The organism is Streptomyces hyderabadensis (assembly GCF_020404845.1).
Lineage (GTDB): Bacteria > Actinomycetota > Actinomycetes > Streptomycetales > Streptomycetaceae > Streptomyces > Streptomyces hyderabadensis.
Genome location: NZ_JAIOJZ010000018.1, coordinates 64,655 through 75,520 on the forward strand (window position 1 = coordinate 64,655; position 10,866 = coordinate 75,520).

The 10,866-nt window shown below is 73.4% G+C and carries 11 protein-coding genes; 4 read left to right on the forward strand and 7 right to left on the reverse strand.

Features of this window, described 5'->3' with window-relative positions; genetic code table 11:
* Positions 1 to 32: 32 nt before the first annotated feature.
* Positions 33 to 908, reverse strand: a complete 876-nt coding sequence (locus tag K7854_RS16290) for a Sco1979 family transcriptional regulator (RefSeq protein ID WP_226027227.1) — start codon at positions 906 to 908, stop codon at positions 33 to 35.
* A gap of 286 nt (positions 909 to 1,194) precedes the next feature.
* Between K7854_RS16290 and K7854_RS16295 the strand changes: the two genes are divergently transcribed.
* Complete coding sequence (locus K7854_RS16295; RefSeq protein WP_226027228.1) at positions 1,195 to 1,665, forward strand: hypothetical protein; 471 nt, start codon at positions 1,195 to 1,197, stop codon at positions 1,663 to 1,665.
* A gap of 57 nt (positions 1,666 to 1,722) precedes the next feature.
* On the opposite strand, the gene K7854_RS16300 is transcribed toward K7854_RS16295, so the two are convergent.
* A complete protein-coding gene (locus K7854_RS16300; protein WP_226027229.1) occupies positions 1,723 to 2,565 on the reverse strand; it encodes a helix-turn-helix transcriptional regulator in 843 nt (280 codons plus the stop codon).
* Positions 2,566 to 2,744: 179 nt separating this feature from the next.
* On the opposite strand from K7854_RS16300, the gene K7854_RS16305 reads away from it, so the two are divergent.
* Positions 2,745 to 3,767, forward strand: a complete 1,023-nt coding sequence (locus tag K7854_RS16305) for an aldo/keto reductase (protein ID WP_226027230.1) — start codon at positions 2,745 to 2,747, stop codon at positions 3,765 to 3,767.
* Positions 3,768 to 3,773: 6 nt separating this feature from the next.
* Here K7854_RS16305 and K7854_RS16310 read toward each other — a convergent pair whose 3' ends face one another.
* Positions 3,774 to 3,920: a hypothetical protein gene (locus K7854_RS16310; RefSeq protein ID WP_226027231.1), complete on the reverse strand. Its 147-nt coding sequence runs from the start codon at positions 3,918 to 3,920 to the stop codon at positions 3,774 to 3,776.
* Positions 3,921 to 4,137: 217 nt separating this feature from the next.
* Between K7854_RS16310 and K7854_RS16315 the strand changes: the two genes are divergently transcribed.
* Positions 4,138 to 4,482 (forward strand): STAS domain-containing protein, encoded by a 345-nt coding sequence (locus K7854_RS16315; protein ID WP_226027232.1) that lies wholly within the window; start codon positions 4,138 to 4,140, stop codon positions 4,480 to 4,482.
* 30 nt (positions 4,483 to 4,512) lie between these two features.
* Here the strand turns inward: K7854_RS16315 and K7854_RS16320 are convergent, their stop codons facing one another.
* The 4 genes from K7854_RS16320 to K7854_RS16335 form a co-directional block, all read right to left on the reverse strand.
* A complete protein-coding gene (locus tag K7854_RS16320; protein WP_226027233.1) occupies positions 4,513 to 7,437 on the reverse strand; it encodes an FAD-binding and (Fe-S)-binding domain-containing protein in 2,925 nt (974 codons plus the stop codon).
* 91 nt (positions 7,438 to 7,528) lie between these two features.
* Complete coding sequence (locus K7854_RS16325) at positions 7,529 to 7,936, reverse strand: RidA family protein (RefSeq protein WP_226027234.1); 408 nt, start codon at positions 7,934 to 7,936, stop codon at positions 7,529 to 7,531.
* Positions 7,933 to 9,060, reverse strand: coding sequence for a mandelate racemase/muconate lactonizing enzyme family protein (locus K7854_RS16330; RefSeq protein ID WP_226027235.1), 1,128 nt, complete (start codon positions 9,058 to 9,060; stop codon positions 7,933 to 7,935). Before K7854_RS16330 ends, K7854_RS16325 begins: the two co-directional genes overlap by 4 nt.
* 23 nt (positions 9,061 to 9,083) lie before the next feature.
* Positions 9,084 to 9,854, reverse strand: coding sequence for a creatininase family protein (locus tag K7854_RS16335; protein WP_226027236.1), 771 nt, complete (start codon positions 9,852 to 9,854; stop codon positions 9,084 to 9,086).
* A gap of 62 nt (positions 9,855 to 9,916) precedes the next feature.
* Here K7854_RS16335 and K7854_RS16340 point away from each other — a divergent pair, with 62 nt between their 5' ends.
* Entirely contained in the window at positions 9,917 to 10,855 is a 939-nt protein-coding gene (locus K7854_RS16340) for an ROK family protein (RefSeq protein WP_226027297.1), read from the forward strand.
* Positions 10,856 to 10,866: the final 11 nt, after the last annotated feature.

Here is a 10,866-nt window from a genome sequence, read left to right on the forward strand (position 1 = left end):
TCCGTGGGGTTGTGCGGTACGGGTGGAAGTCCTCACAGCTCCTTGCGCAGCGCGCCGAGGAGTTCCTCGGTGCCCCGGGCGGGCACCGCCTGGGCGCCCAGGCGGTCCAGGGCCTCGCGGTAGACCACCACGTCGTCGCCCTTGTCCAGGTAGACGGCGCCCACCAGCCCGCCGAGGTAGACGATGTCGGGGAGTTCGGGGGCCCGGAACCGGAAGAGGTCGAAGGCGCCGGCCCGCAGGGCGGGGTGCGGGCCTCCCGCGAACGGCATGATCTGGAGGGTCACATGGGGCAGCCGGCCCACCTCGATCAGATGGTCCACCTGCTGCCGCATCACGTCGGTGCCGCCGACCGGCCAGCGCAGGACCGTTTCGTCCATCACGACCCACAGGCGGGGCGGACAGGGGCGGGTGAGGATCTCCTGGCGCCGCATGCGCAGGGCGACCCGCCGCTCGGTGTCCACGGCGGAGGCGTGCGGATTGCCCGCGCTCAGCAGGGCCCGCGCGTAGGCCGGGGTCTGCAGCAGTCCGTGCACGAATCCCGCCTCGTAGGCGCGGATGTGCAGGGCCGCCTGTTCCAGGCTCAGGTAGGCCGCGAACCAGTCCGGCATGACGTCGCGGTAGGTGTGCCACCAGCCCCGTTTGTTCGCCTCGCGCGCCGACTTGAGGAAGGTGTCGATCTCCTGCTGGTCGCGGACCCCGTAGACCTGGAGCAGCTTCTCCACGTCCGGGAGGCGCAGCCGGCCCACCTTCGCCGCCTCCAGCCGGCGGATCGTGGAGTGGCTCACCCCGATCGCCTCACCGGCCTGCTCGAACGTGAGACCGGCGCGGGTGCGCAGCTCCTCCAGCTGTCTGCCGAGGATCATCCGCAGCACGGAGGGGGCACCGCCCCAATCGGTCTCCGCGGTCACACCGTCTCCCCTTCGCCGTCCCGCGCCCGGGCCCGGACACGCCAGTCTGTCACGGGCGTCGTCCCCGCCGCAGGAGCATGCAACGTGGGGGCTGCAATTTTCAACTTGGCGGTTGCGCACCGTTGTTGACGGATGACACAGTGGCTTCACCGCCCCACGCCCTTCCCGACCCGCATTCCTCGACCGGCGACCGGGACCGTCCTGTCGGCGACCACGCCCGCTCCCGGGGACGGTCTCGACCGACAACGTTCTCCCGGCGCCCGTCGCGGCCAGAGGACCACCCCCCATGGACCTGCAGCACACCCGTGATCCACGTCCGTCCGCGGCCACGGTGCGTGACCGCTCGTGCTCGTCCGGCACCGCCCGCCCGCCCCGCCCGCGCCGCCCGGGCCCGGCCCGGCTGAGCCTGCCCGCCGGTCTCCGCGCAGGCCTGGGACACGACGCCGTGGGCACCTCCGCGTCCGACGGTGAACGCATCCTGGACCGGCTCCCCCGTGCGGGCTGTGTGTTCGCCGACGAGGGGCGCTGGTGGTGGATCGTCCCCTCCGGATCCGACATCGGGATCGCGTGGCCCGCCGGCGCCCACTACGCCGTCGGCGACCCGTCCTGGACGCGGGCCCGGCCGGCCGGGCAGGTGGCCGGTCCGCGCCTGGTCCACGGCCCCGACGGGGACTCGCCCTACACCGCGCCGATCCCGTTGTACTTCCTCGTGTGCCGGTTCGCCGGAGTGTCACCGCGCTGGTCTCTGGCACCCTGACCGGAGCCGTCCCACCGCCCGGCCGTGGGCGGTCCCGCCCCGCCGACGGACACGCGTTCAGCCGCGGGTCAGGTCCTGGAGGCCGACCACGCGCAGCAGTTCCAGCCGCTCGTGGGACTCGCTGCCCGGGCGAGCGGTGTAGACCACGAGCCGTTGGTCGTGCTCGGGGCTCAGCAGCACCTCGCAGTCCAGCTCCAGCAGGCCGACGACCGGGTGCAGGAAGCGTTTGACGTCGGCACGGCGCACGGCGACCTCGTGGTGGTCCCAGAGCGCCGAGAACTCCTCGCTCCGGGCGCGCAGCCGTCGTACGAGTGCCTTCAGCCGCGGGTCGTCCGGGCGGCGGGCCAGGGTGGCGCGCAGGTCCGCCACCGCCGCGCGGGCGGCCCGGTCGTGGTCCTCGGCCGGGAAGTGATCCCGCGCCGCCGGGTCCGTGAAGAAGCGCCAGACGACGTTGTGCTCAGCCTCGGGCCCGGCGGCGGCGTCTCCGTGCAGCGCCTTGCTCATCGCGTTCTGCGCGAGGACGTCACCGCGGTCGCTCACCACCCGGGCGGGGACGTCGGTCAGCCGGTCGAGGATGAGGAGCAGGCCCGGGCGGACGTGGTCCGTGGGGGTGCGGTGGTGCGAGGGCTCCTCGCCGCCCAGGTGGAAGAGGTGGTCCCGTTCGTCCTCGGTCAGCCGCAGCGCGCGGGCGACGGCGGCGAGCATCTGGCGGGACGGGCGCGATCCTCTGGCCTGCTCCAGCCGGGTGTAGTGGTCGGTGGACATGCCCGCCAGCTGCGCCACCTCCTCACGGCGCAGTCCGGGGGTGCGGCGCCGCGCACCCCTGGGGAGGCCCACGTCGGCGGGGGCGAGTCGAGTGCGGCAGCGGCGCAGGAAGTCGGCCAGCTCGGTTCTGTCCACCCGTCCACCATGCCTCGCGCCGTCCCCCGCAGCCAGGGACGGCCGGTCCCTGGACGAGGACGTCTCTCCCGCCGCGGCCGGGGGCGCCGCACGCTGGGGGCCGCCGGGTTCGCCGGCCCGGTGTCCGCCGGTGCCGCGCGCGCTGCCCGGGTCCCTCCACGAGGAAAGGCAGGACTGCCATGCAGTACCGCACGCTCGGCCGCACGGGCATCAGGGTCAGCCCGTACGCGCTCGGCGCCCTGATGTTCGCCACCTCGGTCGGCAATCCCGACCCCGACGACTCGGCCCGCATCATCCACAAGGCGCTGGACGCCGGGATCAACCTGATCGACACCGCCGACGTCTACGGCGACTCCGAGGAGGTCGTCGGCAAGGCGATCGAGGGGCGGCGCGACCGTGTCGTCCTCGCGACCAAGGTGGGCCGGCCCCTGGGGGACGATCCCAACGAGCGGGGCGCCTCGCGACGCTGGATCACGACCGCCGTGGAGAACTCGCTGCGCCGCCTGCGCACCGACCACATCGACCTCTACCAGATCCACCGCCGGGATCCCGGCACGGATGTCGAGGAGACGCTCTCCGTGCTCTCCGACCTGATCCGCAGCGGCAAGGTCCGGGCGATCGGCACCTCCACCACCCCGGCCTCCGACCTGGTCGAGGCGCAGTGGGTCGCCGAGCGGCGCGGCCTGGTCCGGTTCCACACCGAGCAGCCGCCGTACTCGCTGCTCGACCGCGGCATCGAACGCGAGGTGCTGCCGGTCGCCCGGCGCCACGGGCTGGGCACCCTGGTGTGGGGTCCGCTGGGGCAGGGACTGCTGACCGGGCGGGTGCGCAAGGGCGGGCGGAACGAGTTGCGCCGCGCCGGGCTCGTCCGGCACCTCGACGACGAGCGCCGTCTCGACGCCGTCGAACGGCTCGTCCCGCTCGCCGCCGAGGCGGGCCTGCCGCTGACCCACCTCGCCATGGCGTTCACCATCGCCCACCCCGGCGTGACCAGCGCGATCGTCGGACCGCGCACCATGGCGCACCTCGACGACCTGCTCGCGGGCCTCGACGTCGCGCTCGACGACGACCTCCTGGACCGGATCGACGAGATCGTGCCGCCCGGCACCGACGTCGGCACCCTGGACCAGGTCTTCGTGCCGCCGGCGCTGCAGCGGCCGGAGCTGCGCCGCAGGCCGGTGGGCGAGCGCCGCGCCGCCTGACCCGGCTCAGGGGGACGTCGTCCGGGCGACGTCCCCGGCCGGGGCGTCCTCGTCCGGGGTTGCCGGGGGCGGGAAGATCAGGTCTTCGAGCGCGTCCGCGGCGAACAGGAAGGCCATCATCACGACTGGCAGGAGCAGCGCGAGCAGAATCACAGGACCTCCCGGTGGGTCGGTCTGTGGGCTTCGTGGCCCGGCTTCCAGGATGGGCCCGAATGGCGGAACGCGCACGCGGGAGCCGAGGCGGCCGAGGGAGCCGGTACGAGGGGCGCCGACGGCCGATCGCGCAGGTCGGGGGGACAGCACCGGCTCAGCGCATATGCAGAACGAATGTGCGGAGCGACCTCTGCCCAGGGCATGCCGTTGAGTACGTATGGAACCTCCCGTCGAGATCAACCACAGCGGCGTCGGGGACTGGACCATCGTGGAGATCCGTGGAGAGGTGGACGTGTACACCGTGCCGACGATCAAGCAGTACATGATCGAGCGACTGGCGGACGGGCACCGTCGGTTCGTGGTCGATCTGCGCGCGGTGGCGTTCATCGACTCCATGGGGCTGGGCGTGCTGGTCGGCGCCCTCAAGCGGGTCCAGTCGGTGCACGGCGAACTGAAGCTGGTCATCACCGACGCCAACACCAAACAACTGTTCGCGCTGACCGGCCTGCGGCACGTCTTCCCCATCTACGACTCGGTCTACCAGGCACGGCGGACCTCCTAGCCGGGCACCCGCCACCGTCGGTGAGCTGCCTCAGGGGCGGGTCGCCCGGTCCAGCTCGATGAGGACCGAGTGGTACGCGCGGCCGGTCGCGCGGTCCATGCCGATCTCGCACATGCGGTTGGCGGACAGGTGGGCGTCGTACGGGCGCGAGGTCACCTCGGCGGCCTCCTTCGCCGTCGCCGAGGCCGTCAGCTCCGGGTGCAGCATGCCGCGGTCGCCGGCGAAGGCGCAGCATCCGGCGTCGTCCGGGACGACGACCTCGTCGGCGACGGCGTCGGCGACCGCGCGCAACTGGTCCACGTCGCCCAGGTGCTGCATCGAGCAGGTCGGGTGCAGCACCGCCGAACCGGTTCTACGGCGGATCGTCAGCCGCGGCAGCAGTTCCTCGGCGGCCCACACGACGGAGTCGATCACCTTCAGGCGCTCGTGCAGTTCCCGGTTGGCGTGCGTGAGGCGGGGGACGACCTCGTGCCGGAGGCCCAGCGTGCAGGAGGAGGCGTCGACGACGAGCGGGAGCCGTCCGCCGTCGGTCCAGGCCCAGGCGGCCTCGACGACCCGGTTGGCCATCACGGTGTTGGCGTCCGGGTAGCCCTTGGAGTGCCAGATCGTCGAGCAGCAGGTCCCGGCGACGTCGTCGGGGATCCACACCGGGCGGCCGGCCCGGGCACAGACGTCGACCACGGCCTGCTGGAGCGAGGGGGCGCCGTCGCCCCCGGGTCCGCCGAAGATCCGGTTGACGCAGGCCGGGTAGTAGACGGCGCTCGCTCCCGCGCGGGTGGTGGGCGGTGCGGTGCGGGCGGCGGCGCCCGGGATCTCCGGCAGCCACTCGGGCACCAGGTCGGGTCGCACCGCCCGGCGGGCGAGGCCGGTGGCGGCCGCCAGCAGCCGGTCGCTGATCATCCCGGCCGCGCCGACCGCGAGGCGGGCGGACGCCTCGACGGTCTTGAACCGCTTGGCGGTGAGGGCGGCGATCCGCTCCTCGCGCGGCGAGTGCCTGCGGTGGCGGAAGTCCTTCATCAGGGCGCCGGTGTCGATGCCGACCGGACAGGCGATCGCGCAGGTGGAGTCGCCCGCGCAGGTCTCGACGGCGTCGTAGCCGTAGGAGGCGAGGAGTTGTTCCGCCACCGGCGAGCCGTCCGGCTGGCGCAGCATCTCCCTGCGCAGCACGATGCGTTGGCGCGGGGTGGTCGTCAGGTCGTGGCTGGGGCAGGTGGGTTCGCAGAAGCCGCACTCGATGCAGGGGTCGGCGACCGGTTCGATCCCGGGGATCGTCTTGAGCCCGCGCAGATGGGCCTTCGGGTCACGGTCGAGGACGACCCGGGGCGCCAGTACGCCCCCGGGGTCGATGACCTGTTTGACGCGCCACATCAACTCGGTCGCCCCGGGCCCCCATTCCAGCTCCAGGAACGGGGCGATGTTGCGCCCGGTGGCGTGTTCCGCCTTCAGCGACCCGTCGAACCGTTCCACGGTCATCCGGCAGAAGTCGTCCATGAACGCCGCGTACCGGTCGACGTCGGAGGCCTTGGACGCGTCGAAGGCGAGCAGGAAGTGCAGGTTGCCGTGGGCGGCGTGACCGGCGACGGCGGCGTCGAAGCCGTGCTCCGCCTGGAGCGCGAGCAGTTCCCCGCAGGCGTCGGCCAGCCGGGACGGCGGGACGGCGAAGTCCTCCGTGATCAGGGTGGTGCCCGCCGGGCGGGAGCCGCCGACCGCGGTGACGAAGGCCTTGCGGGCCTTCCAGTAGCCGGAGATCACCTTGGCGTCGCGGGTGAACTCGTTGGTCACCGAGGCGACCGGCGCGACCAGGTCCAGCCGCTCGACGACCGCGGCCGCCGCCCGCTCGAAGGCCTCCTGCCCCGCCTCGTCGGGGGCCCGGAACTCGACCAGCAGGGCCGCCGTCTCCCGCGGCAGACCTGCCCAGTCGGCCGGGACGCCCCGCACGCTCACCGAGGCGCGCAGCGTGTTGCCGTCCATCAGCTCGACGGCGATCGCCCCGGCCTCGTTGAAGAGGGGGACGGCCGCCGCGGCGGCGGTCAGCGAGGGGAAGAAGAGCAGTCCGGTGGAGACCTCGCGGTCCAGCGGCAGGGTGTCGAACACGACCTCGGAGATGAACCCGAAGGTGCCCTCGGACCCGACCATGAGCCCGCGCAGGATCTCAACGGGCGTGGCGCCGTCCAGGAAGGCGTCCAGCCGGTAGCCGTTGGTGTTCTTGATCTCGTACTTGGCCCGGATCCGGGCGGTGAGGGCCCGGTCCTCATCGATCTCCGCCTTGAGCGCCAGCAGCCCCGCGCACAGCTCCGGTTCGGCCCGGGCCAGCGTCTCGTCCGCGTGCGGGCCGGCGGTGTCGACGACGGTGCCGCTCGGCAGCACGAAGGTCAGCGAGGCCAGCGTGCGGTACGAGTTGCGGGTGGTGCCCGCGGTCATGCCGGAGGCGTTGTTGGCGACGACGCCGCCGACCGTGCAGGCGATGGCGCTGGCCGGGTCGGGCCCCAGGATCCTGCCGTACCGGGCGAGGGTCGCGTTGGCCCGCACCACCGTGGTGCCGGGGCGGATGCGGGCCCGTGCGCCGTTGTCCAGGACCTCGATGCCGGTGAAGTGGCGGCGCACGTCGACGAGGATGTCCTCGCCCTGGGCCTGGCCGTTCAGGCTGGTGCCGGCGGCGCGGAAGACGACGTGGCGGCCGTGGTCGCGCGCGTACGCCAGCACCGCGGCGACGTCGTCGGCGTTCTCGGGGAGCACGACGACCTGTGGCACGAACCGGTAGGGGCTGGCGTCGGAGGCGTACTTCACCAGGTCGGAGATCTTCCAGAGGACCTTGTCCGGGCCCAGCAGCGCGGTCAGGCCGGCCCGCAGCGGCTCGGGGGTCCCCGTGGCCCCGGCGTCGGGCACCCGGTCCGCGGACGCGGCGCGGGCCGTGCCGGGACGCAGGCTCTCCGGCTTGGGCTCCAGCAGGGGCATGGCGTTCGACTCCCACGGTCTCGATCGGTGCTGATCAGCGTACGGCTGCCGGGCCCGCCGGCCCGGGCGGGGCGGACGGGCCCGGCACGGTTCATCCGGGCAGGTCCGGGCCGGGCAGGAGGGCCACCACGTCGATCTCGACGAGGATGTCCATCAGGTCCGACCCGACCGTGGTGCGCACCGGGCAGGGTTGTTCGAAGAAGGCCCGGTAGGCCGCGTCGTACGCGGCGAAGTCCCGCTCGAGGTGTCGCAGGTGCGCCGTGACCTTCACGACGTCCCGCAGGGTCAGGCCGCGCGCGGCGAGGACCGCCGCCACATTGCGCAGCACCTGTTCGGTCTGCGCCGCGACACCCTCCGGTACGGCGCCGGTGACGGGGTCCTGCGGGCCGAATCCGGCCGTGAACAGGAACCCGCCGGCCACCACCCCCTGGGAGTAGGCGCCCGCGGGCCGGGGTGCCCCGGGTGTGTGCACGGCCTGCTTTCCGGTCGGTCCGCTCATCCGGTCAGGTCACCGTCCCGCTCGTTGACGCCCGCGTAGTGGCGGAGCTTGTCCTCGTCCACGCTCACGCCCAGGCCCGGTCCCGACGGCACCCGCAGCCGGCCGTTCGCCAGGTGCAGCGGCTCGATGATGTCGTCCGCGTGCAGGTAGTACATGCTGTCGATGGCCCGGGAGAGGACGGGGGTGCTCGACACGACGGCCAGGTGCGCGGCCGTGGCGATGCCGAGTTCGCCGCCGCTGTGCAGGTTCATGCCCAGACCGAAGGTCTCGCAGTGCGCGGCGAGCGCCTTGGTCGCGGCGATGCCGCCCCACTTGTAGACGTCGCCGTGGATGACGTCGACCGCGTTCAGCCGCATGGCGGGGGCGAAGTCCTCGAAGCGGACGACGCACATGTTGGTGCACAGCGGGATGCGTACCTTCGCCTTCACCTGGGCCATGCCCTCGATGCCGACGCAGGGGTCCTCCAGGTACTCCAGGTCGAGGTCCTCCAGGGCGATGCCGGCCCGGACGGAGTCGGGGACGGACCAGGCCGCGTTGGGGTCGACGCGCAGGTCCACGCCGGGCAGCGCCTCGCGGACCGCGCGCAGGATGGCGACGTCGCCCGCGCAGTCCTTGGTGCCCTTGAGCTTGACGGCGTCGAAGCCGCCCTCCTCGACGACCCGCACCGCGTGCTCGGCCATGGCCTTCGGCAGGTCGGCCGGCGTCGCTCCCGGTGCGTCGGCGCGGGTGATCAGCGCGGTGATCGGGACCTCGTCGCGGACGGCGCCGCCCAGCAGGTCGGTGACGGACTGGCCGGTGGCCTTGCCCATCGCGTCCCAGCAGGCGACGTCGACGGCGGCGATGGCCGCGTAGCCGAGGTAGCCGTAGAAGAAGGGCACCATGTGCTGCTTGCGGTGGAAGCCCTCCAGGGCGAACGGGCTGGTTCCGATCAGGTCCGGCACCATCCGGCGGACGATCGCGGCGACCGGCGCGCCCCACATCGTCTCGCCCCAGCCTTCCACGCCGGCGTCGGTGCGCACCCGGACGACGGTGCGGGTCTCGCCGGTCTTGGTCTCGAAGGAACTGGTGAAGGGGTTGACGAGTGGGAGGTTGACGACCCACACGTCGACGTCGGTGATCTTCATTGCTGCTCCTCGCATCATGGGGGTCACCGGCTCGCCGCGTCGAAGGCCCGGATCGCCCGGGCCAGTCCTCGCGCCCGGCCGTCCAGGAGCCGGCCGCCCCGGTCGGCGTCGGCGCCGGAGGCGTCGTCGGTGGCGCCGTCGACCCGCTCCCACTCGCCGTGGCGTTCGACGGTCAGTCCGGGGTGGGGCGGATGGTCGAACAGCGGCGGCGGCTGGACGGGGGCGCGGGCGGGCACGGGGGTGTGCACCAGCTCGGGGTGCGCCGCCAGCATCAGGGAGGTCTCGAACCAGCCCGCGTGCCCGGGGGTGACGTCCGGCCGTCCGGCCTCGTCCCCGTCCTCGTCGGCGGTGAGGGTCCAGTACGAGCAGGCGGCGACCGTGACCCGGGCACGCAGCGCGAACCGCTTCACGGCGAGCCGCATGATCTCGTCGTTGCCGCCGTGGCCGTTGACGACCATGACCCGGCGGTACCCGCTGGTCACGAGCGAGTCGAGGACGTCGTCCAGTACGGCGCCCAGGGTGGCGGCGGAGAGCGAGACGGCCGCCGCGAACAGGTGGTGCGGGCTGTGCCCGAAGGGCAGCGCGGGCAGCCGCACGACCTCGGGTGGGGCGGGCTCCCGGTCGAGGAGGGCCAGCGCCCGGTCCACGACCTCCTCCACCAGGAGCGTGTCGGTCCCCATCGGCAGATGCCCGGCGTGCTGCTCCTGCGAGCCGACGGGCAGCAGGGCGATGCCCCGCTCGCCGGCCCGGCGGACCTCGCGCCAGGTGAGTTCGGTCAGTCTCGATTGGCTCACGGTGCTACCTCTCCGAAACGGGGCCGTGGCAGAGTCGGCGCATGGTCCACAAAAGTTCTCCGTTGCGACTGGTCCCGGATGCCGCGGAGCAACCGTTCGCTCCCGCGGCACCGCGGCGGCTGGGGGCCGTCGAGCTGGTGCCCGGCCGGGTCGGGGCGGCCGTGCTGTCCATGGCCGGGCAGGTCCTCGACCGCACCGAGTCCTCGTACGACGCGGCCACCGCGACGCCCGCGGACATCGACGGGGCACTGGCCCGGGTGGCCGGTGTGTTCGCCGGCCGGGAGGTCCAGGGGATCGGGGTGGCCGCCGCGGGCCTCGTGGACCCCCTGACCGGACTGATCCTCGAGGTCAACGACGTGCCGGCGCTGCACGGCTATCCGGTGACGGAACGGCTCGGCGCCCTCACCGGGGCCGGGGTGCACCTGGAGCACCGGGCGCGGCTCCAGGTGCTCGGCGACCGCTGGTTCGGCGCGGGCCGCGGACGGCGCACCTTCGCCTCGGTCTCGACCGGCGAGGTACTCGGGGTGGGCGTCCTCTACGACGGTGAGGTGATGGCTCCGCCCGGCGGGCGCAGCGGCGCGCACATGACCGTGTCGGCGAGCGGCGAGCGCTGCACGTGCGGGAGCCGGGGCTGCTGGAAGACCCTGGCCACGACCGGCTGGCTGCGGGCCAGGGCACGCGCCGCGGGGCTCGGGGAGGCGAGGTCGCTGGCCGAGCTGGTGCGCAGTGGGGACCCGCTCGCCGGGCGGGTGGTGGAGGAGTACGCGCACAATCTGGCCCTGGGGCTGGTGAACGTGCAGCAGCTCTTCGCGCCGGGCCTGTTCATCCTGCACGGCGAGGCGCGGGAGGGCGGTGAGCGCTTCCGCACCGTGGTGGAGGAGCGGCTGCGGGACGCGGTCGCCTTCGCGGGGGCCGAGCAGCCGCGGGTGCTGGTCGGCACCGCCGCGGTCGACGACGTGGCGCTGCTCGGCGGGGCGGGCCTGGTGCTGTCGCACCTCTAGCGCGGGGTGCT

Excerpts from the sequence above, each read along its gene's own strand:
- K7854_RS16295 (WP_226027228.1), top strand. The coding sequence starts at position 1,195 with ATGGACCTGCAGCACACCCGTGATCCACGTCCGTCCGCGGCCACGGTG.
- K7854_RS16305 (WP_226027230.1), top strand. The coding sequence starts at position 2,745 with ATGCAGTACCGCACGCTCGGCCGCACGGGCATCAGGGTCAGCCCGTAC.
- K7854_RS16315 (WP_226027232.1), top strand. The coding sequence starts at position 4,138 with ATGGAACCTCCCGTCGAGATCAACCACAGCGGCGTCGGGGACTGGACC.
- K7854_RS16320 (WP_226027233.1), bottom strand. The coding sequence starts at position 7,437 with ATGCCCCTGCTGGAGCCCAAGCCGGAGAGCCTGCGTCCCGGCACGGCC.
- K7854_RS16325 (WP_226027234.1), bottom strand. The coding sequence starts at position 7,936 with ATGAGCGGACCGACCGGAAAGCAGGCCGTGCACACACCCGGGGCACCC.
- K7854_RS16330 (WP_226027235.1), bottom strand. The coding sequence starts at position 9,060 with ATGAAGATCACCGACGTCGACGTGTGGGTCGTCAACCTCCCACTCGTC.